Below are 25,127 nucleotides of genomic sequence, written 5' to 3'. Positions count from 1 at the left end.
CCATAAAACAGAAGATTTACCTTCACTCTTTCATTATCCTTTCTTTTGTCTCAATGCATATTCACCTCTTGTTTTATATAAATAACACGAAATTAATGTTGAGAGTGCTAATTTACAATTTACTTGTTTGTATAAGGCTTTGATTTTAAGTTGTATTATGTTCTTTCTGTCGAAAGTTTATCAAATTGGTGCTGTATTAAAAATGATTTTGTCTAAATGACATCGAAGAAAGATTGTGAAAGAGCTCGTGCTTTTTATTGTTTTCTATTGTTCTATTCCATCGATTGAGTTACGATTGGCGAAAGAGATCGAAAGGTCTACCTTTCGTTGTCACTTTGTTTTGTGTTAAATGTTAAATGTTAAATGTTAAATGTTAAATGTTAAATGATGAATGTGATAGCGAATGGATCAGAGTGCTAGTGTTGTTATACACAGCTAGTAAAGAAAGAATAATTTTAAATGTACTAATAAAGAAAAGGTTTTACTTTTTTATTGGTTTTTTCGTGTTTCATAGAAATAAAGCTAGATCTTATTTTTGAAATTAAAAGATAGAAATATTTTTCTGTTTATGCCGATAAAAATAATAACAAGTTAAATGTACTTAAATAAAAAAGAAAACGTACCTCTATTAGATAACATTGCCATATTTTTGGAGTTCGCCAATGAATACCCTTCAACAGATTGTACAACGACATAAATCGGGAGAATCTTGTGGAATTTATTCTGTTTGTTCTGCACACCCTCTCGTGATTGAAGCTGCATTATTACAAGCATTAGAAGATGAATCAGTCGTACTTATCGAAGCTACGTCTAATCAAGTTGATCAGTTTGGGGGATATACGGGGATGACCCCGATAGACTTTATAAATTTTGTGCAAGAAAAAGCTTGCACACTTAAATTTCCTTCTGAACGTATTATTTTTGGTGGTGATCACTTAGGCCCTAACCGTTGGCAAAATCTTAATGCCAAAGAAGCGATGCACAATGCGGATGATTTGATTGTTGCTTATGTGAGTGCAGGGTTTAAAAAAATTCATCTTGATTGCAGTATGTCTTGTGCGGATGATCCACAACCTCTTTCTGATGCAATTGTTGCGCAAAGAGCTGCTAGATTAGCTAAAATTGCAGAGGATACCGCAGTTAAAGAATTTGGGTGCAGTGATATTGTTTATGTTATTGGTACGGAAGTACCTGTGCCTGGTGGCGCGTTAGAAGAATTACTTGAGCTCGAAGTGACATCCGCAAAAGCCGCTAAAATGACAATTGAAACTCATCGGGCAGCCTTTGCAAAAGTGGGAGTTGAAAGTTGCTGGGATAGAGTAATAGGCCTTGTAGTTCAACCTGGTGTTGAGTTTGATCATACCGGAGTTATAGATTATTGCCCAGAAAAAGCACAACAATTAAGTACGGTTGTTGATGCTTATCCGCATATGATATTTGAAGCTCATTCAACGGATTATCAAACAGATAAAGCTTATCATGCGTTAGTTGAAGGACATTTTGCTATTTTAAAAGTAGGCCCAGCTCTTACTTTTGCAATGCGAGAAGCATTATTTAATCTTTGTGCGATAGAAGAGGTAATTATACCTAAAGCATATTGCAGTAATTTACGAGAAATAATAGAAGAAAAAATGTGTGCCTCACCGGAGTATTGGGAAAAATATTATCAAGGTAATGCAACGGATCAACGTTTTTCTCGTACGTTTAGTTTTAGTGATCGTATTCGTTATTATTGGCCAGATGAAAAAATACATAAGGCACAATGTGTATTATTTTCTAATCTTGAAAAATCAACGATTTCTTTTCCTCTATTAAGCCAGTATATGCCAGAGCAGTTTAATGCGCTAAGAAAAGGTCAACTTGATGCAGAGCCAAAAGCATTGGTTTTAGATAAAATTCGTAAAGTATTAAGAAGTTACGCACAGGCAAGTAAACAAGGCCATGCGCCAAAAGGTAATTTATAATGGAAAAATATCTGGGTTATGTAGAAAAAGAGTTAAAACAATTATCTGCATTTTGGACAGCTAAAGAGATTTCACAACAACCGAGTTGCTGGTTAAAAACAGTTAAAATCATTGAAAATGCAAGTGATGAGATACAAACATTTTTAACTAAAATGGATGTTTTTTCCAATCTCCGTATTATCTTAACGGGTGCAGGAACATCTGCTTTTGCCGGAGAATCAATTGCACCCGCATTAGTTGGAAAATTAAAATGTCGTATTGATGCTATTTCTACAACAGATTTAGTGGCTAATCCACAGGAATATTTTGCAGAAAATATTCCTACTTTATTGGTTTCATTTGCTCGTTCCGGTAATAGTCCTGAGAGTTTGGCCACGGTAGAATTAGCGGATAAATGTCTTTCTACTTGCTTTCATTTGATCCTTACCTGTAATGCTGAAGGTGAGTTATACCAACGATGCCAAAATAACAAGAATGCATTGGCATTATTAATGCCGAAAGAAACAAACGATCAATCTTTTGCGATGACATCTAGTTTTTCTTGTATGTTATTAGCTGCCGTTTTAGTTTTATCTTATAAAACTCCTTTTTTAAGAGAATTAAAAAACATTTCAGCTGTTTCTAAAGTATTACTTGAGGATATGAACTTTGATATTAAAGAGATGGCCAGTCATGAATACAAACGTGTTATTTATTTAGGCAGTGGAGGGTTTAAAGGTTTAGCAAGAGAATCTGCTTTAAAATTATTAGAGTTAACTGCTGGTCGGGTCGTTGCTTGTTATGATTCTCCTCTAGGATTTCGCCATGGTCCTAAATCGATAGTCGATACTTCAACTTTCATTGTTGTCTTTATTTCTAATGACCCATACACGCGTTTATATGATTTAGATTTACTTGCCGAATTACGTCGAGATGCACATGCGAGTAAAGTACTTGCTATTACGGCGCAAAAAGATGAAAGAGTCATGGACGGGGAATATATTTACGTCCCGAATATGCAAGAGGCAAACGATGTAGAGTTATTATTCCCTTATATGTTGTTTGCACAATCATATTCTTTTCATCGCGCATTAGCGCTTAAAAACTCCCCAGATAAACCGTGTCCGAGTGGTGAAGTGAATCGTGTTGTACAAGGTGTCACGATACATTCATTGTGATTTTTTGATTTATATTTGTAATTGAAAGTAGCCATGAGGCTACTTTTAACAATAGATTGAATGTTAATTTTTATTTATGCTCTGTATATAAGATTGTATTAAAGAATGAGTGGGTAATTCGATGTTATAATACCCTAAAGTATATTAGATACTATTTGTTAAATAGTATTTCAATAATGCGATATAACCCAAGATATAGAGTTAAAAGGGTTATGAAAATAGAATGTATCTATGCACTTATCGAGAAAAAACAGGAGATAAATCGTATTATATCTTGTCATTAATATTTATCCTCTCCAATAAAATCCCTTTTTTTGTTTTTTTGTGCGGTTCGTCAAAGAAATAAAATCAAAGATGATAGATACTCCAATGAGTAAATTTAGCGATGAAAAAAGGAATGTGAATATGAGCGAAACAAATATAGTCTGGACGCGTATAGATGAGCGTCTTTTACATGGTCAAATAAGAATCACATGGGGTAAGCATACTGGCGCTAATTTGATTTTAGTCTGCAATGATGATGCTGCTGAAGGCCCTAATGCGCCTTTTATGCAAGCGGCTATGAAGGCATCCGCGGGAGGGGAATATGCGGTTCGTTTCTTTAGTATACAAAAAACAATTGAGGTCATAAGTAAAGCATCAGCAAAACAGAAAATATTTATTTTATGTAATAATCCAACGGATGTTGCACGATTAGTGGAAGGCGGAGTTCCTCTTACGCAATGTAATATTGGCAATATGCATTATCACGAAGGTAAATCTCAAATAACAAAAACCGTTTCTGTGAATGAAAATGATATGAATGCATTTAAGCGAATAATTGCTAAAGGTGTGCCTTGTACTGTGCAAAACACCCCAGATCAAAACGCGGTTGATATTATTAGCTTAGTAGAAAAAAAACACGAAATATTAATTTAAAATTAGAGAAATAATAAGGACTAAATCATGATCTTTGAAGCTTCGATGGTTGCAATATGGGCCTTCTTCTGTGGCATCGATAAATACGATATTAATCTGAACATTCATCGCCCTCTTATTACAGGACCCGTTGTTGGTTTTATCATGGGAGATATGCAAATCGGCTTAATTGCGGGAGCAACGCTTGAACTAGCTTGGCTTGGTTTAGTGCCTAATGCGGGTGCACAGCCACCAGATGTGACATTAGGTACCATCGCCGCGGTGGCTTTTGCCGTGATGACTGGAGAATCTGCAGATGTTGCAATGGGCGTAGGTATGCCGATTGCAGTATTAATGCAAATGTTAATCATAGGTTTCTTTGCGGTAACGTCATTTACGATGAGTCGAGCTGACAAATATGCGAAAGATGCAAACCCTGGAGGGATTGATCGTCTTCTTATCGCCACATTACTTTCCCGAGCGATGTTATATGCGGTTGTCGCATTTATTACCATTTATTTTGGTGAGCATGGTGCTGCGTGGATTGATGAAAATGCCCCTAGAGTGTTACTAGAAGGACTCGGAATTGGTGCAAAAATGGTACCCGCTATTGGGTTCGCAATGTTACTTAAGGTTATGTGGTCAAAAGAGGTCTCCGGAGTATTCTTTATTGGTTTTGTAATGACAACGTATTTACATCTTCCGGTGATGGCGGTTGCTGTATTAGGGGCGTCAATGGCAGCTTTATATTATTTCTTTAGTGGAAATAATAGTAATAATAACAATTCAAATACTAGTAATGAGGACTTTGAAGATGGAATCTAATATAGAAAATGAAGTAGATGTTCAAGTTCAGGGCTCGCTGAGTAAAGATGTTGATGCTTATGAAGATTCAACGGTACGGCAAGTTATTACTAAAAAAGATCTATGGATCTGTGCTTTTCGTGGCTTATTTATGGAAGGTAACTTTAACTTTGAACGTATGCAAGCGGGGGGATTTGCTTTTTCAATTATCCCGGCATTGAAAAAAATTCATGGTAATAATAAACGTGATTTATCCGTCGCATTAAAAAATCACTTACAGTTTTTTAATGCACACCCTAAATTATTTACTTTTTTATTAGGAACTTCCATTGCGATGGAAGAAAACAAAGAAAAACCTTCCATGATAAATGTAATGAAAGTGGCGGGTATGGGACCGACGGGGGGGATTGGTGATGCAATTGATCACATGACCTTGATGCCGTTGACATTAGCATTAGGTGCGTCTATTGCATTAGATGGATCAATAGCAGGGCCTTTCGTATTCTTCTTTTTATATCAAAGTATTCACTTTTTTGTCTATTTTGGTTTGATGTTTATGGGTTATAAAGCGGGTACTGCCGCGATGGTTAATATGGGTGATGCCAGCGAGCGATTAGCGAAAGCTGCCAATATAATGGGTATTTTTGTTATCGGTGCGTTATCAGCATCCTTTATTCATTTACAAACAACATTATCGCTGGAAATGGGCGGGAAAATCGTTGAGTTACAAAGTGAATTATTTGATAAAATAATGCCGAATATGCTACCTCTGATTTTAGTGTTCTTTATGCTTTCAAGGGTTAAAAAGACGGGGTTTTGGTCAAAACCTCCCGTACTTATTTTTGCAACATTAGCAGCTGGTGTTATTGGGCATATGCTAGGAATTATATAAATTATATGTAAGGAAAAGATATTCTCTTTTCCTTCTTATACAAAGGAGCAGTACATGATTATAAAATATTAGAAGTTTGATTTTCACTTTTAAAGTTAAAATCAATTTAATAAATGAATAATAGTTATTTAGGAGTTTAAGATGGAAATACGTCAACCGATTCATAGTGCACATGCAAAGCAGCTAGATACAGAGCAATTACGTGAGCACTTTTTGATTGAGAATTTATTTCAAAGCGGACAGATCAATCTGACATATAGCCATATTGACCGTATTATTGTTGGTGGAATACTACCTACATCAGAAGAACTTGAGTTAGAAGGTGCTAAAGAGCTGGGTGTGGATTTCTTTTTGCAACGCCGTGAGTTAGGAATTATAAATATTGGAGCGCCGGGAACCGTTATTGTTGATGGTGAAACGTTTGAAATAGGTGCACGCGAAGCGATTTATGTTGGGATGGGAGCCAAAAAAGTTTCCTTTAAAAGTTTGGATGCAAAAAATCCAGCAAGATTTTACCTTAATTGTGCACCAGCACACCACGCTTATCCAACGCGTAAGATAACGCGTAAAGATGCATCTCCAGAAACATTAGGCTCTGCTGAAAACTGTAATGTACGAACAATTTATAAATATTTCCATCCAGCTGTATTACCAACGTGTCAATTAGTCATGGGGATGACGGAACTCGCACCAGGTAGCTTATGGAATACAATGCCTTGCCATACTCATGAAAGACGTATGGAAGTTTATTTATATTTTGATATGAGCGCGGATAATATAGTTTTCCATTATATGGGCGAGCCTCAAGAAACACGTCATTTAGTTATTCGTAATGAGCAAGCGGTGATAAGTCCAAGCTGGTCAATTCATTCGGGTGTCGGTACTGCTCGTTATACCTTTATCTGGGGAATGGTAGGTGAAAACCAAACCTTCCACGATATGGATCATGTTGCATTGAGTGATATTAAATAAAACAATGACCGTGAGAGTGCTTTTATTTTAAAGCGCTCTTTGGTGAGATATAAGTCTTGTTTACAGTGCTTAAATAGTTTCTGAAGGATATTAAAATGTCGGTTGGTAGTAAAAAAAAAATATTAGATGCAATGAAGCGAGTTTATCGTTATCAGGTACAAAATCAAACACGTAGTGTATTAAGACGCAGTGGTAAAACACGCTTTATTAAAGACACAGATTGGGAACGTGGGGTTTTTTGGACTTCTGTTGCTGCCGCTTGGAAAGCAACTGAAGATAGTGAATATTTTGATGGTGTTATGAATTACACATTACACACCGGTTTTAGAACGGGCCCCAATGCACGTTTTGCAGATGATCATATTTGTGTACAAGCTTATTTAGATGTTTATCCCGTAGTAAATCAAAAAGAAGCTCTTGAGCCGACAATTAAAGCGTTTGATTTGATGCTAAATGAGCCTAAATTAGGCCGTGAGGACTGGTGGTGGTCTGATTCTTTATTTATGGGACCTCCTGGTTTTGCCGCATTATCAAAATTAATTCAAGATGATCGTTACTTAGAATATATGAATACTGCTTTTTGGGATGCTGTTGAGCATTTATATGATCCTGAAACAGGGCTTTTTTATCGTGACCAGCGTTATATTCCCAATACTGAGCAGACCGAGTTACGAGAAGAGAATGGTAAAAAAGTATTTTGGAGTCGAGGAATCGCTTGGGTTCTCGCAGCGTTGCCTCGCTTATTAGCACATATACCTGAAAATTATGTAGATCGTCCGAAATACATTAAATTATTTAAAAATCTGGCTCAAGAGATTGTTAAATATCAACAAGAAGATGGTTTTTGGCGTACCAGTTTATTAAATCCAGATGCTTTTCCTGCTCCAGAAAGTAGTGCTACTGCGTTATTTTGTTATGGGCTGGCTTGGGGAGTGAATAATGGTATTTTAGATAAGGATACATATTTACCTAGGGTTGAAAAATCATGGGCTTCTTTAATCACTTGTATTCATGATAATGGCATGATGGGTTGGGTGCAACTACCTGCATTTAATCCTCGAGATGTAGAGTTTAAACATAATAGTGACTATGGTGGCGGGGTATTTATATTAGCCGGCACTGAAATAATGTTACTTGGCGAATAAATAAAATATTTATCTGCGAAAAAAGGGGGAATATAAAATGTTTATATTATCCCATAATGAAAACAAGAAGATTAATGCAAGTATGTTGAATCGCAGATATTTTGATTTTTACTTTATTGGAGATTTTAGATCGTGAGTGTAAAAATAAAAGAAACTGATCGTCCACATATTCCTTGTGAGCATCCCGATGCCCGAATGTATTACACCTTATTTAAAGAAAACGTACGTCGTCAAATTTATAAAAAATCTAAATATCATAAAAATGACGTAAAAATAAAGTATGTTTTTACACAAGAAAATATAAATCTTAAGGAAAAGTGTAACTTATTAACTGCGTATATAGCAGAAGCTTTTGAACATTATTCCGTCTGGGATAATAGCTATGCATACTATCCTGGGCGTCCTAGCCAACAAACGGCAAAAACAGATGCACTTGAAGGCGTGAGTCGTGTTTTACCTACATTAGCCGCTTGGTTACATGCGAGTAAAGGCAATGCAGACGGCCCGAAAAAAATGGATGGTCAACCTATAGATATTGAAAATATGCTCTTCACGGCCTTTTTAGCGGGTACAGATCCTAAACATAGGGGCTACTGGGGCGAACTTTCTAGTTACGATCAAAAAATTTGCGAAAGTGCAGATCTTGCTTTGGCACTCTGGTTAGCAAAAGATTTTATTTGGTCTAAATATAGTGAAACGCAACAAGAGCAGATAATCACTTGGTTTAAGCAAATTAATCATTGTAAAACGGTGGATAATAATTGGCATCTTTTTATATTAAAGGTTCAATTTGTTATTAAAAATCTGACTGGTGAAGATTTTATCGCGCATGATAAATATGCACGAATAAAAGAGTTTTATGTCGGTGAAGGTTGGTTTAGAGATGGTGCTAAAGGTAATTATGATTATTATAATGCTTGGGGATTTCATTACTCCTTGTATTGGTTAGATCAAATTGATCCAGACTTTGACGCCCCCTTTATTCATAAAGCTTTGTCTGCTCATGTGGCTACCTATCGTTATTTTTTCACTCCCAAGGGTATTCCTTTTTTTGGACGCAGTGCATGTTATCGTTTGGCAGCCGCAGCTCCCCTTATTGCAGCATTAGATCAAAATAGCTCGGCTATCACCGTGGGTGAAGCTAAGCGGGCGTTTAGAATGAGTCTTGAGTATTTTATTCGCAATGATGCATTAAAATATGGTGCGCCAACACAAGGTCTTTTTGCAGATGATGCGCGCCTTATCGATAACTATAGTGGCCCTGCCAGTTGTTTCTGGTCTATGCGAGCGCTTAATATCGCCCTGTTTTGTGGGGGACGTATTAATCTTTGGGACAGCGCAGAAGATTTATTGCCGATTGAACTCGGTGATTTTGAATTTGATATTGATGCGATAGCAGCCAAAGTGATAGGTATTGCAAAAACTCAAGAGGTTGTCGTGATTTTTAAAGAAGATTATACAGAAGATCAAAATCCATACTCTCGGACCTTATTGACGCAAAGTATACAATCAAAGTTTAAAGAGATGTTAACCGGACGTGCAGATAGGCCGAAAAACAATCTGTTACGTAAAGGTGTCACTTGTTATTCATCTAAAATGGGAACTTTCTTTTGATGCTTTAGCATGGAAAAAGAAGATAACAGTGAATGAATATATTGCCGATGATAATCACTGTGCAATATTTATGTGAAAATATAAAGAATTAAGGAAATATATCATGTTAAAAAAAAGAGTGGCTGTTTTGCTTGCCGATGGTTTTGAAGAAGCAGAAGCAGTGGTATTTATTGATATTATGAGAAGACTAGATATTGATGTAGACGTTTTATCATGTATGGAAACGGTTATGCTTAACAGCTATTTTGAAACACGGATCACTGCTGATAAGACCCTACATTCTTGTATGAATGAAACGTATGATGCCGTTATGATGCCTGGTGGTCCTGTCGGCACAGATAATTTGTCGGCCAATGTTGAAGTTATTAGCTTTCTTAAAAAGCATATACAACAAAATAAATATATCTGTGCGCTTTGTTCGTCGGGTGCAAAAGTATTAGCTGCACATGGCTTATTAAAGGGTAAGAACTATACGACTGGTGATGGACTTAGTGATAAATTTTCCGATGGAAATTATCAACAAGAAAAAGTCGTGATTGATGGAAATATTGTTACTGGACGAGGTTTAGGGGTAAGTTTTGAGTTTGCATTTAGTGTGGCTAAGTTATTACTCGGAGATGAACGAGATCCTAAACGGAATAAAAACAAAGTAGATTGGCAAGCAGAACATATCTATTTTGATCATTGGAAAATCGTAAAATAAGGATTTGTTTCATTTAAGAGGGACCTCTTTTTTGCATTGGTAAATTCTGCTTATGAGCGCCTATTCTTTAATAATTCTAAGATGGAAATACTTAAATTTTGTCTTAGAATTATTTATAAGCTTGTATTTTATTCTTATTACGTTTTTGAGATAAAGATTTTTCTTTTAGTTGCTGATGAATGATTTTTGCTTTACTTTGCAATAATGCAATAGTACTTTCCAAGCATTTTAGGTCATCAATAACGCCAACTAATATGGGCTCTGGATTGTTATATAAAAGCGCATTCATCTGATCAGATAAAAATATTTGTTGTTGTTGAAATAATTCATATTCTTCATCATCAAGGAGTTGATTTAGTTTTTTTTCTAATTTAAATAGCGCGTTTAATTGAGTCTGTATATTGATCATAAATAGCCTTATTTAGCGATCATATTGCTGACGAATATTTGCAGGGATAGCGTCCCAAGCAGATTTTATTTCATTTATTAAAGTACCCACCTCAGTTAGGAAACTCGAGTCGTTTTTTATATTTGCTTTGGTGACTTGGCTTATCATATAAGCATATAAATCGTATAAGTGGCGTGATATTTCACCGCCTTTTTCCATGTCTAAACTATCTTGAAGTTCTCCAATTAAACCCATGACTTTACCTAAGAGTTTATTTTTGTTTTCAATATCTTTACGATCTAGCGCTCCTTTGGCGGCTGCAAGGTTCCCCAGTATATGTTGCATTATTAAAGAGATAAGCGTGTGTGGGTCAGCTTGTTCAACATGTGTCATGTTGGTGTTTTGATATTTTTTTATAGACATGCGCATGTGTATTTTCCTTACTACGATATGTTCTGATTAAGTTTACGCTAAATGTTGTTTTTTAAAATCATTTAATTCTTTTTTTGTTGCATGTAAAATATATATCACGCACTTATACTATAAGTATATGTAAGATAAAACAAATAAAGCAATAACATTCAACATATTAATGATAAATCCGTCATAATTTGGTCGGCGTCACTTTTTTGACATAGATTATTCGCATTTTAGTCTTTTTTGTTTAAACTTAAATAATATTTTATTCTTTAGAGAAGGTCACTTTTTTGACATAGATTATTCGCATTTTAGTCTTTTTTGTTTAAACTTAAATAATATTTTATTCTTTAGAGAAGGCAAAATGCAACAACGATTTCCTATTTATGTAGTTGATAGCGACCAAGCCCAATATAATGAATTATCTGCAGTATTCAATTTTATTGGCGAAACGTGCGAGCGAATTGGAAAAAATGAATTATTAGATAAAGTAGATCAAGCTCGAGCTCTGGCAATTATTTTATGTGAGGTATCCACTGAATTGTTTCAACAATTTCCGCGCAGTGCTTTTCTGACTTTATCCGGTGCTATTGATGTTCATCATGAAAATCATATTGCCGTATTAACAAAACCAATTAAGTATGCAATTTTAATGCAAGTTTTGTACTATTGTCAGTCCTTTAATTTTCCTAAAGAAAAAACATTTAAAACCAATAAGTATTTAGTGAATGCGTTAGTGGGTCGGGGGGAGCGTATTCGGGATGTTCGTTATTTAATCGAACAAGTCGCAGACAGTAAAGCTAACGTGCTTATTTTAGGTGAATCGGGTACCGGTAAAGAGGTGGCAGCACGTGCTATTCATAATATATCAAAACGTAAAAAAGGACCTTTTGTTCCTATTAATTGTGGTGCTATTCCGGCTGAATTAATAGAAAGTGAACTATTTGGCCATGAAAAAGGGGCTTTTACGGGGGCTTTTACTATGCGTAAAGGTCGATTTGAGCTTGCTTATGGAGGTACATTATTCTTAGATGAAATTGGTGATATGCCAATGCCAATGCAAGTTAAACTCTTACGTGTACTGCAAGAACGTACATTTGAGCGTGTCGGAGGAACTAAAACGATACAAGCTGATGTGCGCATTATCGCTGCTACACATCGTAATTTGGAATTGTTGATTGAAGAGGGTAAGTTTAGAGAAGATCTCTATTATCGTTTGAATGTTTTTCCTATTGAAAAACCCGCTTTACGGGATCGTTCGGAAGATCTTCCATTATTATTACAAGAATTATTAGTGCGATTACAAATAGATAATAAAGTAGAATTACGTTTTACACAAAGAGCATTAGAGTCATTAATGTTGCATAACTGGCCGGGTAATGTGCGTGAGCTTTCTAATTTACTCGAGCGTTTATTAATACTCAATGCGAATAAAATCGTGGATATAAACGATTTACCGATTAAATATCGTTATATAGATGCCCAAGGGGAATATATTGAGAGCACTGAATATAGTGCAGAGCAAGAAGCCTTAGCTGAGCGAGATGCTCTTTGTGATATTTTTTCTGATGTGTCTACGGTCGTAGATGATTCTGATACACATAAAATAACAGGCGGTTTTTTGGAAAACCTACCTGAAGCGGGTATGAATTTAAAAGATAAATTAATAGCATTTGAAATTGAGATGATAAGACAAGCTTTAGATTGTCAAAATGGCGTTGTTTCTCATGCTGCAGAGTTACTCTCGATGCGTCGCACTACATTGGTTGAAAAAATGAAAAAATATAGTTTAAGTAAATAACACGTGTCAAAACTATGGCTTTTTAATATAAAGTCATGTAAATAATCAAGTTTTTATTTGGCATGATCATTGCTTTATTGTTTGTATATTGAATTATATAAGCAGGGAAAGTGATGAATACTTGCAATAAAAAACACAATGACAAAAACTTGGATGTAGAGTCTTTTTCTGGAGAGTTAAAGCAGTTGCGTGCACAGGCAAGTTATATGCAACAACTATGTAACGAACTTCCTTCGGGTTTAGTTGTGCTTGATACATATGGTGTTATTGATCAAGCTAATCGTGTCGCTATCACTTTACTTGGCGCTCCTTTGTTAGGGCAGTTATGGAGCGATATTATTACACGCTCATTCGCACCTAAAAGTGATGATGGGCATGAAATATCATTACGTAATAACCGTCGTATTCAATTGTCTATTTCACCACTTAACGGACAAGCAGGACAACTTATCTTGCTGACGGATTTAACCGATACACGTAAGCTTCAAGCACATGTTGCAAAATTACAACGTTTATCATCATTGGGTAAAATGGTTGCATCACTTGCACATCAAATCAGAACACCACTTTCAGCCGCTATGTTATATGGTGCTAATTTGGCGAATAAAACATTAACCGAAGCTTCTCGTTTACGCTTTCAAGGTAAGTTAATGAATCGTTTAGGAGACTTAGAAATACAAGTTAATGATATGTTGTTATTTGCGCGTAATGGCGATCAAAAAATTATTGATGAAGTATCTGTTGTACATCTAATTGAAGACGTGAAAGAAGCAAGCGAAACACTTTTAGCGAGTGTTAAAGGGCATTTAGAATGTCATTTTCCGGATCCAGACCTATTGGTTTTAGCCAATAAAAGCTCATTAATCAGTGCGTTAACAAATTTAATTTCGAATGCAATAGAAGCAACGGGGCAAGGCGCTCGTTTATATATCAGCGCCAAGCGTCGAGGTGAAAAATGGGTGGAGATATCAGTAATGGATAATGGGCCGGGCATAGAAAAAGGGCATATAGAAAAAGTAATGGAAGCCTTTTATACAACAAAATCGCAAGGCACAGGTTTAGGACTTGCCGTGGTGCAGTCTATTGCCCAATCACATAAAGGCAGTGTTGAAGTTAAATCTGAATTTGGTAAAGGCAGTTGCTTTACGCTTGTATTACCGTTATATCGTGTTGGAGAGCATCAAAATTTACTTGGACAGGTTATAGGAGGTTAGTATGGCACAGGGTAAACTATTAGTGGTAGAAGATGATGCAGGGCTACGTGAAGCATTAATTGATACGTTATTATTAGCGGGTTATCTCTGTGTTGAGGTCGATAGTGCAGAGCAAGCATTAATTGTTTTAAATCAGCAAAAATTCGATTTGGTGATCAGTGATATTCAAATGGGCGGCATGTCGGGTTTAACTCTATTAAAAAACATAAAAAGAAAATATCCACAGTTACCTGTTTTATTAATGACCGCTTATGCAACTATCAATGATGCTGTAAATGCTATGCGTGATGGTGCGATTGATTATTTATCCAAGCCCTTTTCTCCTGAAGTATTATTAAATCAAGTCAGTCGCTATGCCCCTATTAATCATGTTGAATCTTGTACGCCTATTTATGGCGATATACATACTGAAAAATTATTTAATATGGCGAGAAAAGTTGCATTGAGTGATGCCACTGTGATGATAACGGGTCCAAGTGGCAGTGGTAAAGAAATATTGTCGCGTTATTTACATGACCAATCTACACGTGCAGATGGTGCTTTTATAGCTATAAATTGTGGTGCTATTCCGGACACTATGCTTGAGTCGACGTTATTTGGCTATGAAAAAGGCGCTTTTACGGGGGCAATACAAGCATGCCCCGGTAAATTTGAACAAGCTCAAAATGGTACCATTTTACTGGATGAGATCACGGAGATGCCGCTTGCATTGCAGGTTAAATTATTACGTGTATTACAGGAGCGAGAAGTAGAGCGTTTAGGCGGGAGAAAAACAATAAAATTAAATGTGCGCGTGATAGCAACGAGTAATCGAGATATTAAAGAAGCGGTTGCAGATGGCTCTTTTAGAGAAGATCTTTATTATCGTTTAAATGTTTTTCCATTGCAGTGCTTACCGCTAAATAAACGACCTGGTGATATTCTACCACTTGCAGAACATTTATTAACGCGACATGCCCTTGAACAAAAACAAGCTATATTCACCTTGAGTGAAGCAAGTAAACAACTGTTATTGTCGTATTCTTGGCCAGGTAATGTACGTGAATTAGATAATGTATTACAGCGCGCCTTGATTTTATCCGAAGGGACTTGTATTGAGATCGACGCATTAATATTAGAGGACGCACAACTTGAAGAAAGACTTTGTGCTGGGGACTCTGATTCGGAGAATATTATGGATATTAATTTAGATGATATCCAACAAGAGTCGCCGTTATCAGCGCAATTAGCATTAGGTAAAGGTTTAAAAGATCAAGAGAAAAAAATAATATTAGAGGCATTGCAAAGTTGCTCTGGAAAACGTAAAGAGGTTGCAGAATTACTTGGTATTAGCCCGCGAACGTTACGTTATAAAATTGCAAAAATGAAAGAAGAGGGAGTCTTACCGCTTTAATTAAAGGCTACTTTGAAAGTGGCCTTTTTTATGTAATGTCTATATTTAAGTGCTAATATTTTTGATTAATTATCGTTACTTAAGATCCACTATACGGCACAGGCTCCGTCAATTTTCGACAGAGCCTTATTTGTTACCCATAGCAAAGAGAAGGTAGATAAATCGCCATAATGCAGCGGTAAAATAGTGCAATTAGACAGTGCAAAGCAATTTTGTAATTACCCTTGTTCTCGTTATTTTGCTGATTTTAGGGGTAAAGAAATTACTTAAAAGTGTAAGTGCAAGATGACTTTAACTTTATTTCAGATTTTGGTGTTATATGCAGTGAGCATAAAATTACAGCGTGTAGAGGTAATCCCCCCGAAAAATAATCGAAGTCAAAGTAGAATTTTCTCGTATGATTTAACTCAGGAGAATTTTCATGAAAAAAGCACATTTTAGCGACAGCCAAATTTTATCGATATTAAAACAAGCCGAAAAAGGTGTACCCTATCGAAGAATTACAAAAAAGAGCACCACAGTGGTTATGGACTTATAACCATGAGCGACCTAACATGGGAATCGGTGGTATTACACCCATTCAAAAACTTAAACAATCAGAGAGAAAAATGTCTATTGGTGAACTCCATTAAAAATGGGGGGATTACCTATTAGTGATGTTTTATTTTTGTTAATAGGCCCTGAGCACTTACTTATACGATTGGATGAAAACAGCTCAGGAGAAGTGATAGATGTATTGTTTTTAGGTGCTCATTTACAGCTTAAAGTAATTTATAAAGGTATGATTTATCTATTAAAACAAAGCGCTCAGCAATCTATCTCAGTAGGAAGCATCGTTGTATTAGAGTTACTAGATCATGAATTTGTCTTCTTTGACGTAGCATCATGAGCTTTTATTTGGACTGAGTTCTAAAATCAACAGTGTTTGTAAATCACTTTCTTGTTCGACTGTTAGTGCATCGCCTTCGCGTGTAGAAAGGATAAAAAGATCTTCGACCCGTGCACCAATAGTGGTGATTTTTGCGGTATAGAGCATCAAATTTAGTTTACGAAATACATTTCCGATATTTGCTAAAATTCCCGGAGCATCAAAGGCGACAACTTCTATTTGTGTACGTTTATTGCGAGTGGCTAAGAAAGTAATTTGAGGTTCAAATTTAAATTGGCGTTTGATACGAATAATCTTTTTTTGTTGGTAGTTTACTTTCTCCGGGTCAATGAGTGCTAATTCAATTGCTTTTTTTAAGCGCTGGATTTTATCTTTTGAAATATGTTTACCATCTTGCTCTAAGACACTAAAAGTACTGAGTGTGAAAGCATCTCTACTTGAGAGTATTTTAGCATCATAGACGCTCAATCGTTTATTATCAATTTCGGTGACAACGGACGAAAAAATAGAGGGCATATCTCGATGATAGACAAAAATTTCGGTCGCATCTTTATGACAACTGGTACTAATAAGTATTAAAGGTAACTCTTTATTATAAGGGCTTAGAAGGGCGAGTGTATGCCAAACGATTTGCGCTGAACGATAGCGGAAAAAGTAATCAATTTTAAAGTTTTTCCAAATGTTTATTACTGCATTTTCATCTGCACCAGCATTACACAATAAAGCTAAACTTTTCTTTTTTCTATTTTTAATATGGCGCCTTAAATCCCATGAACTATCAAGTCCTCGGCGTAGCATTTTTTTTGTACTGGAATAAAGGTCGCGTAACAAACTACCTTTCCAGCTATTCCAAGTGCCTTCACTGGTGGCACAAATGTCAGCAACTGTTAAACAATATAAATAATTAAGATGTGTTTCATTCTTGATGGTTTTTGCAAATTTACGAATAATGCTGGGGTCGCTAATATCTCTGCGTTGTGCCGTAATAGATAAAATTAAATGGTGCTTAACAAGCCATGCAACAAATTTACTGTCTGCATGGCTCAGTTGATGTAAAGTACAAAAATCATATGCATCAATGGCACCCAGTTCAGAGTGATCGCCATTTTGTCCTTTTGCAATATCGTGAAAAATAGCACTTAAAAAAAGTAATTCGGGTTTTTCTAAATAGCGAAAAATATCATGAGCAAGCGGGTGTAATGTTTTTGTTTGTGGGTAATGATAAATATATTGGAGTAATTTATGTGTATGTTCATCAACGGTATAAGCATGAAAAAGATCAAATTGCATTTGTCCTACAATTCGGCTCCATTGAGGAATATATGCGTCGAGAATTCCATATTCATACATCAGTGTAAAAGCGAGCCCCATTCCTCGAGGGTGTTTAATTATGCGCATAAATAAACGTCGGCATTCAGGGATATCTTGTAACCATTGTTTTAAATGTCGCCTTGCTTCACGTAATTCACGCAGAGTTGAGGAATAAATGCCAATAATATTCTTATTGTGGGCAATATATAAAAAAAGTTGCAAGATAGTGTGTGGGTGTTTTTTAAATAAAGACGCCGTTTTAAGCTCTATCATGTTTTCGCGTTGTTGAAAATGCATATCGATAGGGATAATTTTAGGATTGGGTTTATTTACAATAGCCTCATCTAAATATTGTAATAACATAGTATTTAGTTCTTTAACTCGATGAATCGTTTGGTAAAACTTTTTCATCATGTTTTCGATAGCTAAGCCCTGATAACCTTGATAGCCAAGCAATTTGGCCACATCTCCTTGAAAATCAAAAAGGAGACGATTATCTGCTTTACCCGCAATCGTATGTAATGCAAACCGTATGCGCCAGAGTAAAGTTTGGCAGTCGATAAGCTCATAGTATTCTGTTTTTGTAATATAATGATAACGTGTCAATATTAACAGGCTACTGGCACCAAAATGACGTTTTGAAACCCAACTAATAGTTTGTATATCGCGCAATCCACCGCATCCGTTTTTTAGATCTGGCTCAAGGTTATAACCATCGCCTCGGCAATTTTTATGGCGTAATCTTTGCTCTTCTCTTTTTAAAATAAAAAATTTATCAGATGGCCAAAAATCTTTGTGTTGCAGTAATTGTTGTAGTTTTTTTAATGCTTTTTGATTACCTTGAATATAACGAGCTTCAAGCATGCTAGTGGCAATGGTTATATCTTCTTTACCTATAGTAAAACAATTATTTAAATTGCGAATACTGTGTCCAATATCTAACTTTAAATCCCAGAGGAAAGTGATAAAAACACTGATTTTTTCTTCTTCTTCAATCTTAAATTCGTGTAGAGACAAAATTAAAAGATCAATGTCCGATTTGGGATGTAACTCTGCGCGGCCATAGCCACCGACTGCAAGTAGACATAAAGAGTAACATTTATTCAAGCCGATAAGGAGCCATAATCGCGAGAGTAATTGGTCCATATAGAGAGCACGTTGTTGTACTAAGTGATTGATATGAATATTTTCTTTGAAACGTTCGACTTGCCATGCTTGAAATTGCAGATGATGATTTTTCAAAAAAGAGAGGTTTAAATTTTTTTGTTCTATTTTAGACGGTGAAAAAGAGCCTAAATGCATATAAACCTCAGTCAATCAGGGAATATAGAGCCACTCAGCATTTACTTAAGTGGCGCGCTGAAAAAATTAACAATTATCAATAATTCGTGGCAGTGTTTCTTCGGGACGTAAGGTTAAAACTTCAACACCCGTCTCAGTAACTAGTAAAGTATGCTCCCACTGTGCGGAGAGTTTTTTATCTTTGGTGACGACCGTCCATTCATCTTTTAATACTTTACATGTATGTTTCCCTGCATTTAACATAGGCTCTATTGTAAAACACTGTCCGACTTTTAAGCGCTCACCTGTACCTTTTTTACCGTAATGTAGTACTTGTGGCTCTTCGTGAAAGCCAGCGCCAATGCCATGACCACAGTATTCTCGGACGATGGAATAATTATGTTTTTCGGCATGTTTTTGAATAGCAGCGCCAATATCACCTAATTGTATGCCAGGTTTAATCATTTGAATGCCTATATATAAGCATTCTTGTGCTACCTGAGATAAGCGAGCACCTAATATAGAAGGTTTACCGAGTAAAAACATTTGTGAAGTATCACCGTGATAGCCATCAATAATAACCGTGATATCAATGTTTAAAATGTCGCCGTTTTTTAAAGGCTTATCATTTGGGATACCATGACAGACAACATAATTTATGGACGTGCAAATAGATTTAGGGAAACCATGATAATTAAGTGGCGCAGGAATGCCACCTTGCTCATTAACGATAAAATCATGACAGCGCAGATTAAGTTCATTGGTGGTGACTCCAACCTGTACAAAAGGGGTTATCATAGATAATACATCTGCGGCTTTTTGTCCGGCAATACGCATTTTTTCTATTTCTGCCTGTGTTTTTATGATTGCTGACATTTTTTATCTCTTTTATCGTTATATTAAAAGAATACTATAAAGAAATCTGTAGCATCATGCTAGTGCATATTCAGTTCATTATTTTTGATAAGCTCGGTGTTCATAATGTAATCGAAATTTATGCGTGAAAGTATGTTGTATCACCTTTGATAAGAGACAAAACATAGAGCTGCATAAAAGAAGAAATGTTGAGTTAGATATTGAAATGTGCTATAAAACGCATCGTGAATGATGTTCATTTTATTGGATAGCATTCATAAATGCAGTGAACTTTTTAAAAGTCACTAATAATCACACACACGTATCGACACGTAACTCGGGGTGCTGTTTTTAAGTTATTAAAAATGGTCGAGTTTATGGGGTACGTGGAAGCTTAACCCCTATAAAGGAAATTCAAAATGGCAAATGTATCAATGCGCGATATGCTAAAAGCTGGCGTACACTTCGGTCACCAAACTCGTTACTGGAATCCAAAAATGAAACCCTTCATCTTTGGTTCGCGTAATAAAGTTCATATCATCAATTTAGAAAAAACAGTACCAATGTTCAACAAAGCACTTAATTTTTTAGAAGCGAAAGCCGCTAAAAAAGGAAAAGTATTATTTGTTGGTACTAAGCGTGCTGCTTCTGAAGTTGTTAGAGATGCGGCGTTAAGCTGTGGCCAATTTTACGTTGATCATCGTTGGTTAGGTGGTATGTTGACTAACTGGAAAACAGTACGTCAATCAATCAAACGTTTAAAAGATCTTGAAGCTCAAAGTCAAGATGGTACTTTTGAAAAATTAACTAAAAAAGAAGCGTTAATGCGCTCTCGTGAGTTAATTAAATTAGACAAGACCCTTGGTGGAATTAAAAACATGGGTGGCATTCCAGATGTTATCTTTGTTGTTGATGCTGATCATGAGCATATTTCTATTAAAGAAGCGAATAATCTAGGCATTCCAATTATTGCTATCGTAGATACTAACTCATGTCCTGACAATATTGATTTTGTTGTACCTGGTAATGATGATGCAATTCGTGCGATTAAACTTTATTTAGAAGCGGCTGCTCAAACTATCAATGATGCACGTCAAGCTGCGGAAGTTGTTGTTGCTAATACGGATGGTTTTGTTGAAGAAACCGCTGAAAAATAATCTTCTATTTTAAATAGAGGCTATTATTAACAATCTTAGATTGGTTATCTGGGGCTTTAGAGCCCCTTTTTTATAGATGAAATAGGAAATTTGACCATGGCTATTACGGCTAAACAAGTTAAAGAACTTCGTGAACGCACTGCGGCGGGCATGATGGATTGTAAGAAAGCATTAGTTGAAGCCGATGGCGACATCGAGCTAGCAATAGAAAACATGCGTAAATCTGGAGCGATTAAAGCTGCCAAAAAAGCAGGTAGAATCGCAGCCGAAGGTGTTGTTATTGCAAAAACAGAGGGTACAACCGCTGTTGTTATTGAAATAAATTGTGAAACTGATTTCGTTGCAATGGACAAAAGCTTTTTAGCTTTTGCTAATAAAGTTGCTGAAATTGCACTTGAAAATAAAGTTGAAGATGTTGCAGTATTAAATAAACTTGCCTTTGATAGCATCACTGTTGAAGAGACTCGTGCTCATCTTGTTGCTAAAATTGGCGAAAACATTACAGTTCGTCGCATTCAAATCGTGACGGGTGAAAATCTTGGTACATATGTACATGGTGGCAAAATAGGCGTTGTTTCTGTGCTAACTGGTGGCGATGCAACCTTGTCTAAAGATATTGCAATGCATATTGCAGCGGCTGCACCAACATATGTTAAGCCAACTGATGTGCCTGCTGAAGTCGTAGCCAAAGAAAAAGAAATTCAATTGCAAATTGCAATCGACAGCGGAAAACCTGCTGAAATCGCAGAAAAAATGGTCACAGGCCGTATGGCTAAATTTACGGGTGAAGTAAGTTTAACCGGACAAGCATTCATTAAAGATCCATCTATTAAAGTTGCAAAACTTCTTAAAGATGCAAAAGCAGATGTCGTGACATTTGTGCGCTTAGAAGTTGGTGAAGGTCTTGCTAAAAAAGAAGAAGATTTTGCTGCTGAAGTTGCAGCAACAATGGCAGCTGCTGGTCAGTAAGTCATATTCAAGACAATAAATAAAAAATATTGTAAAATGAGAACCGCGGGATGACTGCGGTTCTTTTATGTTAGGTAAAAATGATTCTATTCTTAAAAATACTATCTAGGTGTTGTTAATAATAAAATCAAGAGCATATCTATGCTGAGGAATAAGTTTTATGAGTACTAATCCAAAACCCGCTTATCGTCGTATTTTACTTAAACTAAGTGGTGAAGCCTTAGTTGGAGAGGAAGGCTTTGGTATTGACCCTAAAGTTTTAGATCGTATGGCATTGGAGATCAAAGGCTTGGTTGAAATGGGTGTGCAAGTTGGCTTGGTAATCGGAGGTGGCAATATTTTTCGTGGTGCGGGTTTAGCTGAGGCGGGGATGAATCGTGTAGTCGGGGATCATATGGGAATGCTCGCAACAGTGATGAATGGTTTGGCGATGCGCGATGCTTTAGATCGCTCTCATGTCAATGCGCGATTGATGTCGGCTATTCCTCTAAAAGGTGTTTGTGATGATTATAACTGGGCAGAAGCCATTAAGCATTTAAAACTGGGTACCGTTGTGATATTTGCTGCGGGTACGGGTAATCCTTTCTTTACGACGGACTCTGCTGCTTGCTTACGTGGTATTGAGATTGAAGCTGATGCCGTGCTAAAAGGCACAAAAGTTGATGGTGTTTATGATGCGGATCCTGTTAAAAATCCAAATGCAAAGTTATACTCAGAAATTGATTATCAGGTAGTACTTGAAAAAGAGTTAAAAGTAATGGATTTAGCCGCGTTCACTTTAGCTCGAGATCATAGTTTACCAATCCTCGTCTTTAATATGAATAAACCAGGCGCATTAAATCGGGTGGTCATGGGCGAAAAAGAAGGCACGATGATAACGCATATAAAAAAGATTAAAGCGGTAAATACTGATGATGCGCAACTTAAGATAAAAACAGAATTTAAAAAATAAATTATTAGGATATTATTATGATCAAGATGATGCGCAACTTAAGATAAAAACAGAATTTAAAAAATAAATTATTAGGATATTATTATGATCAATGAAGTGAAAAATGACGCTCAAACACGAATGAATAAAACAGTTGGTGCATTTAAAAGCCAACTAGCAAAAGTCAGAACAGGGCGTGCACATCCAAGTTTATTAGATGGTATTATGGTTCCATATTATGGTAGTAATACCCCGTTGCGCCAAGTTAGTAATATTTCGACAGAAGATTCACGTACACTGACCGTGACTGTTTTTGATGCAACATTGATAACCGCGGTAGAAAAAGCCATTATGGGATCTAATTTGGGTTTGAACCCTATGTCAGCGGGGACGGTTATCCGTATTCCATTACCACCTTTAACCGAAGAGCGTAGAAAAGACTTAATTAAAGTGGTTCGTGGTGAAGCCGAAAATAGTCGTGTTGCTATTCGTAATATTCGTCGTGATGCAAATGGTGATCTTAAAGGTTTAGAAAAAGATAAAGATATTAGTGAAGATGATTTGCGTGTTGGTGAAGAGATCGTACAAAAAGTAACGAATGAGAATGTAAAGCAAATTGATGAGCTATTAGCGGTAAAAGAAAAAGAGTTAATGGAAGTTTAATTTTACACTCAGCAGGTACATATTATCGTACCTGCGTTGTATATATAGGACAACTGTGCCAAGCATTAGTAAACAGATAAAAACACCTCAACATGTTGCCATCATTATGGATGGAAATGGTCGCTGGGCGGAGCAAAGAGGCAAGCATCGAGTTTTTGGTCATAAACATGGTGTCAGATCTCTTCGTAAAGCGATTGCTTTTGCCACAGAAAAAAAAATACAAGTGTTAACTGTTTTTGCTTTTAGCAGTGAAAATTGGCGTCGTCCAAAACAAGAAGTTAATATGTTAATGGAGCTGTTTTTTACGGTACTTGGAGGAGAAGTAAAAAAACTGCATAAGCATGGTATCAAGTTAAAAATCATCGGAGAATTGACAGGATTTAGTGCGCGCTTGCAAAAGAAAGTTCATGCAGCTGAAAGATTGACCGAAAACAATCAAGGTTTACAATTAAATGTTGCTGCCAACTATGGCGGGCGTTGGGATATTACGCAAGCCACTAAAAAGCTGTTAAAACTTGTTGAAAACGGTTCATTAAAATCAGATCAAATTGATGAGGCTATGATGCAACAAGCGTTAACCTTGTCACAAATCCCTGAAGTTGATTTAATGATCCGTACGGGTGGAGAATACAGAATCAGTAATTTTTTATTATGGCAACTTGCTTATGCAGAGCTTTATTTTACAGACACCTTGTGGCCAGATTTTGATGGCTCATGTTTTCAATTCGCATTGGATGTTTTTTCAGGTAAAGAGCGTCGATTTGGACAAACCAGCGAGCAAGTTCGTGATATAAGATAATAAATCATCTTGTTATAAGTACGGATATGTTTCGATATAATAATTTTAAATTGGATATTTAGTGAAACAACGAATGATAACTGCGCTGATCATAGCGCCTCTCGCCATTGCTGGCATATTTTTACTTCCTCTAAAATTCTTCATGCTATTTAGTACTGTTATTTACCTTTTAGCAAGTAAAGAATGGGTTAATTTTGTGACGGAAAAAAGTCATTGGGTGCTTTATTGTTTAGCCCTCATTTTAGGTATTAGTTTAGTCTTTATACCTGCACAAAGTTTATGGATAAAAGGTGCTGTTAACCCTATATTACTTAATACAATAATAGTTGGCTGTGTTTGGTGGGTTATTTCTTTACTACAAGTACTGACTTACCCTCGCAGTGCGACTTTTTGGGCGAATAGTAAAATATTAAAAGTTTTATTTGGTGCTTGTACTTTATTACCCTTCTTCTGGTCTATGGTTATTTTGCGTTCTGTTAATATGTACCATGATTTTTATTATGGGGCACAATTATTAATGTTTGTCTTTTTGCTGGTTTGGGCTGCAGATACGGGGGCTTATTTCAGTGGTAAGCGTTTTGGTAAACATAAATTAGCCGTTAAAGTCAGTCCAGGAAAGACCGTAGAAGGTTTTATCGGTGGGATTGTGTGTTCTATGCTGGTTACTTTTCTTGCGAGTCTTTATTTCAATGTTAGTGTCGATAAAATGCCTTTCTTTTTTATTGCTGCATTTGTTACCAGCTTAGTCTCTACTTTAGGCGACTTAAGTGAAAGTGTATTTAAGCGAGAAGCGGGCCTTAAAGATAGTGGATCTCTTTTGCCTGGTCATGGAGGCATCTTGGACAGAATTGATAGTTTAACTGCTGCTGTGCCTGTATTTACATTAATGTATATTATTTGGATTATGTAAA

23 protein-coding genes are annotated in these 25,127 nt (G+C 36.2%); 19 read left to right on the top strand and 4 right to left on the bottom strand.

From position 1 onward, the window contains the following. Nucleotides 1–662: 662 nt before the first annotated feature. The 9 genes from kbaZ (at nucleotide 663) to B8W84_RS06125 (ending at nucleotide 10,148) form a co-directional block, all read left to right on the top strand. Nucleotides 663–1,964 carry a tagatose-bisphosphate aldolase subunit KbaZ gene (gene kbaZ, locus B8W84_RS06165; protein WP_094752399.1) on the top strand — a complete coding sequence of 434 codons (1,302 nt, stop codon included), beginning with the start codon at nucleotides 663–665 and terminating at the stop codon, nucleotides 1,962–1,964. After that, on the top strand, nucleotides 1,964–3,121 hold the full coding sequence (locus B8W84_RS06160; RefSeq protein WP_094752398.1) for an SIS domain-containing protein: 1,158 nt from the start codon (nucleotides 1,964–1,966) through the stop codon (nucleotides 3,119–3,121). Before kbaZ ends, B8W84_RS06160 begins: the two co-directional genes overlap by 1 nt. Nucleotides 3,122–3,526: 405 nt before the next feature. Further along, nucleotides 3,527–4,039 carry a PTS sugar transporter subunit IIB gene (locus B8W84_RS06155; protein WP_094752397.1) on the top strand — a complete coding sequence of 171 codons (513 nt, stop codon included), beginning with the start codon at nucleotides 3,527–3,529 and terminating at the stop codon, nucleotides 4,037–4,039. Between the two features lie 27 nt (nucleotides 4,040–4,066). Continuing rightward, entirely contained in the window at nucleotides 4,067–4,843 is a 777-nt protein-coding gene (gene agaW / locus B8W84_RS06150) for a PTS N-acetylgalactosamine transporter subunit IIC (RefSeq protein ID WP_094752396.1), read from the top strand. Then, nucleotides 4,833–5,714 carry a PTS system mannose/fructose/sorbose family transporter subunit IID gene (locus tag B8W84_RS06145; RefSeq protein ID WP_094752395.1) on the top strand — a complete coding sequence of 294 codons (882 nt, stop codon included), beginning with the start codon at nucleotides 4,833–4,835 and terminating at the stop codon, nucleotides 5,712–5,714. The genes agaW and B8W84_RS06145 overlap by 11 nt, the downstream gene beginning before the upstream one ends. 141 nt (nucleotides 5,715–5,855) lie before the next feature. Next, nucleotides 5,856–6,686 (top strand): 5-dehydro-4-deoxy-D-glucuronate isomerase, encoded by an 831-nt coding sequence (kduI, locus tag B8W84_RS06140; RefSeq protein ID WP_094752394.1) that lies wholly within the window; start codon nucleotides 5,856–5,858, stop codon nucleotides 6,684–6,686. 95 nt (nucleotides 6,687–6,781) lie between these two features. Further along, entirely contained in the window at nucleotides 6,782–7,831 is a 1,050-nt protein-coding gene (locus tag B8W84_RS06135; RefSeq protein WP_094752393.1) for a glycoside hydrolase family 88/105 protein, read from the top strand. A gap of 132 nt (nucleotides 7,832–7,963) precedes the next feature. Beyond that, nucleotides 7,964–9,445: a DUF2264 domain-containing protein gene (locus B8W84_RS06130; RefSeq protein ID WP_094752392.1), complete on the top strand. Its 1,482-nt coding sequence runs from the start codon at nucleotides 7,964–7,966 to the stop codon at nucleotides 9,443–9,445. 103 nt (nucleotides 9,446–9,548) lie between these two features. Then, entirely contained in the window at nucleotides 9,549–10,148 is a 600-nt protein-coding gene (locus B8W84_RS06125; RefSeq protein ID WP_094752391.1) for a DJ-1 family glyoxalase III, read from the top strand. 109 nt (nucleotides 10,149–10,257) lie between these two features. Here the strand turns inward: B8W84_RS06125 and B8W84_RS06120 are convergent, their stop codons facing one another. Beyond that, nucleotides 10,258–10,557 carry a hypothetical protein gene (locus B8W84_RS06120; protein WP_094752390.1) on the bottom strand — a complete coding sequence of 100 codons (300 nt, stop codon included), beginning with the start codon at nucleotides 10,555–10,557 and terminating at the stop codon, nucleotides 10,258–10,260. Between the two features lie 12 nt (nucleotides 10,558–10,569). After that, entirely contained in the window at nucleotides 10,570–10,965 is a 396-nt protein-coding gene (gene fliS / locus B8W84_RS06115) for a flagellar export chaperone FliS (RefSeq protein WP_094752389.1), read from the bottom strand. A 352-nt stretch (nucleotides 10,966–11,317) separates the two neighbouring features. Between fliS and B8W84_RS06110 the strand changes: the two genes are divergently transcribed. From B8W84_RS06110 to B8W84_RS06095, 4 genes are all read left to right on the top strand, one after another. Further along, on the top strand, nucleotides 11,318–12,754 hold the full coding sequence (locus B8W84_RS06110) for a sigma-54 dependent transcriptional regulator (RefSeq protein WP_094752388.1): 1,437 nt from the start codon (nucleotides 11,318–11,320) through the stop codon (nucleotides 12,752–12,754). A 113-nt stretch (nucleotides 12,755–12,867) separates the two neighbouring features. Further along, on the top strand, nucleotides 12,868–13,968 hold the full coding sequence (locus B8W84_RS06105; protein WP_180706034.1) for a sensor histidine kinase: 1,101 nt from the start codon (nucleotides 12,868–12,870) through the stop codon (nucleotides 13,966–13,968). A 1-nt stretch (nucleotide 13,969) separates the two neighbouring features. Continuing rightward, a complete protein-coding gene (locus tag B8W84_RS06100; protein ID WP_094752387.1) occupies nucleotides 13,970–15,361 on the top strand; it encodes a sigma-54-dependent transcriptional regulator in 1,392 nt (463 codons plus the stop codon). A gap of 634 nt (nucleotides 15,362–15,995) precedes the next feature. After that, nucleotides 15,996–16,250 carry a hypothetical protein gene (locus B8W84_RS06095; RefSeq protein ID WP_094752386.1) on the top strand — a complete coding sequence of 85 codons (255 nt, stop codon included), beginning with the start codon at nucleotides 15,996–15,998 and terminating at the stop codon, nucleotides 16,248–16,250. Here the strand turns inward: B8W84_RS06095 and glnD are convergent. Both glnD and map read right to left on the bottom strand, forming a co-directional pair. Further along, a complete protein-coding gene (gene glnD, locus B8W84_RS06090; RefSeq protein WP_094752385.1) occupies nucleotides 16,245–18,863 on the bottom strand; it encodes a [protein-PII] uridylyltransferase in 2,619 nt (872 codons plus the stop codon). The genes B8W84_RS06095 and glnD overlap by 6 nt on opposite strands. A 66-nt stretch (nucleotides 18,864–18,929) precedes the next feature. After that, complete coding sequence (gene map, locus B8W84_RS06085; RefSeq protein ID WP_094752384.1) at nucleotides 18,930–19,718, bottom strand: type I methionyl aminopeptidase; 789 nt, start codon at nucleotides 19,716–19,718, stop codon at nucleotides 18,930–18,932. Nucleotides 19,719–20,116: 398 nt separating this feature from the next. Between map and rpsB the strand changes: the two genes are divergently transcribed. From rpsB to B8W84_RS06055, 6 genes are all read left to right on the top strand, one after another. Continuing rightward, nucleotides 20,117–20,854, top strand: a complete 738-nt coding sequence (rpsB, locus tag B8W84_RS06080; RefSeq protein WP_094752383.1) for a 30S ribosomal protein S2 — start codon at nucleotides 20,117–20,119, stop codon at nucleotides 20,852–20,854. Nucleotides 20,855–20,950: 96 nt separating this feature from the next. Further along, nucleotides 20,951–21,823, top strand: a complete 873-nt coding sequence (gene tsf / locus B8W84_RS06075; protein WP_094752382.1) for a translation elongation factor Ts — start codon at nucleotides 20,951–20,953, stop codon at nucleotides 21,821–21,823. Between the two features lie 160 nt (nucleotides 21,824–21,983). After that, the gene (gene pyrH / locus B8W84_RS06070) at nucleotides 21,984–22,775 is read left to right on the top strand and encodes a UMP kinase (RefSeq protein ID WP_094752381.1); all 792 of its coding nucleotides are present in this window, start codon (nucleotides 21,984–21,986) and stop codon (nucleotides 22,773–22,775) included. 84 nt (nucleotides 22,776–22,859) lie between these two features. After that, nucleotides 22,860–23,417, top strand: coding sequence for a ribosome recycling factor (gene frr / locus B8W84_RS06065; RefSeq protein WP_094752380.1), 558 nt, complete (start codon nucleotides 22,860–22,862; stop codon nucleotides 23,415–23,417). A gap of 55 nt (nucleotides 23,418–23,472) precedes the next feature. Next, complete coding sequence (gene uppS / locus B8W84_RS06060) at nucleotides 23,473–24,216, top strand: polyprenyl diphosphate synthase (RefSeq protein WP_094752379.1); 744 nt, start codon at nucleotides 23,473–23,475, stop codon at nucleotides 24,214–24,216. A gap of 61 nt (nucleotides 24,217–24,277) precedes the next feature. Further along, nucleotides 24,278–25,126, top strand: a complete 849-nt coding sequence (locus B8W84_RS06055; RefSeq protein WP_094752378.1) for a phosphatidate cytidylyltransferase — start codon at nucleotides 24,278–24,280, stop codon at nucleotides 25,124–25,126. Nucleotide 25,127: the final 1 nt, after the last annotated feature.

Source organism: Psychromonas sp. CD1 (assembly GCF_002239585.1).
Lineage (GTDB): Bacteria > Pseudomonadota > Gammaproteobacteria > Enterobacterales > Psychromonadaceae > Psychromonas.
This window is presented reverse-complemented; position numbering and strand designations above follow the sequence as displayed.

Excerpts from the sequence above, each read along its gene's own strand:
- kbaZ (WP_094752399.1), top strand. The coding sequence starts at position 663 with ATGAATACCCTTCAACAGATTGTACAACGACATAAATCGGGAGAATCT.
- B8W84_RS06160 (WP_094752398.1), top strand. The coding sequence starts at position 1,964 with ATGGAAAAATATCTGGGTTATGTAGAAAAAGAGTTAAAACAATTATCT.
- B8W84_RS06155 (WP_094752397.1), top strand. The coding sequence starts at position 3,527 with ATGAGCGAAACAAATATAGTCTGGACGCGTATAGATGAGCGTCTTTTA.
- agaW (WP_094752396.1), top strand. The coding sequence starts at position 4,067 with ATGATCTTTGAAGCTTCGATGGTTGCAATATGGGCCTTCTTCTGTGGC.
- B8W84_RS06145 (WP_094752395.1), top strand. The coding sequence starts at position 4,833 with ATGGAATCTAATATAGAAAATGAAGTAGATGTTCAAGTTCAGGGCTCG.
- kduI (WP_094752394.1), top strand. The coding sequence starts at position 5,856 with ATGGAAATACGTCAACCGATTCATAGTGCACATGCAAAGCAGCTAGAT.
- B8W84_RS06135 (WP_094752393.1), top strand. The coding sequence starts at position 6,782 with ATGTCGGTTGGTAGTAAAAAAAAAATATTAGATGCAATGAAGCGAGTT.
- B8W84_RS06125 (WP_094752391.1), top strand. The coding sequence starts at position 9,549 with ATGTTAAAAAAAAGAGTGGCTGTTTTGCTTGCCGATGGTTTTGAAGAA.
- B8W84_RS06120 (WP_094752390.1), bottom strand. The coding sequence starts at position 10,557 with ATGATCAATATACAGACTCAATTAAACGCGCTATTTAAATTAGAAAAA.
- fliS (WP_094752389.1), bottom strand. The coding sequence starts at position 10,965 with ATGCGCATGTCTATAAAAAAATATCAAAACACCAACATGACACATGTT.
- B8W84_RS06110 (WP_094752388.1), top strand. The coding sequence starts at position 11,318 with ATGCAACAACGATTTCCTATTTATGTAGTTGATAGCGACCAAGCCCAA.
- B8W84_RS06105 (WP_180706034.1), top strand. The coding sequence starts at position 12,868 with ATGAATACTTGCAATAAAAAACACAATGACAAAAACTTGGATGTAGAG.
- B8W84_RS06100 (WP_094752387.1), top strand. The coding sequence starts at position 13,970 with ATGGCACAGGGTAAACTATTAGTGGTAGAAGATGATGCAGGGCTACGT.
- B8W84_RS06095 (WP_094752386.1), top strand. The coding sequence starts at position 15,996 with ATGGGGGGATTACCTATTAGTGATGTTTTATTTTTGTTAATAGGCCCT.
- glnD (WP_094752385.1), bottom strand. The coding sequence starts at position 18,863 with ATGCATTTAGGCTCTTTTTCACCGTCTAAAATAGAACAAAAAAATTTA.
- map (WP_094752384.1), bottom strand. The coding sequence starts at position 19,718 with ATGTCAGCAATCATAAAAACACAGGCAGAAATAGAAAAAATGCGTATT.
- rpsB (WP_094752383.1), top strand. The coding sequence starts at position 20,117 with ATGGCAAATGTATCAATGCGCGATATGCTAAAAGCTGGCGTACACTTC.
- tsf (WP_094752382.1), top strand. The coding sequence starts at position 20,951 with ATGGCTATTACGGCTAAACAAGTTAAAGAACTTCGTGAACGCACTGCG.
- pyrH (WP_094752381.1), top strand. The coding sequence starts at position 21,984 with ATGAGTACTAATCCAAAACCCGCTTATCGTCGTATTTTACTTAAACTA.
- frr (WP_094752380.1), top strand. The coding sequence starts at position 22,860 with ATGATCAATGAAGTGAAAAATGACGCTCAAACACGAATGAATAAAACA.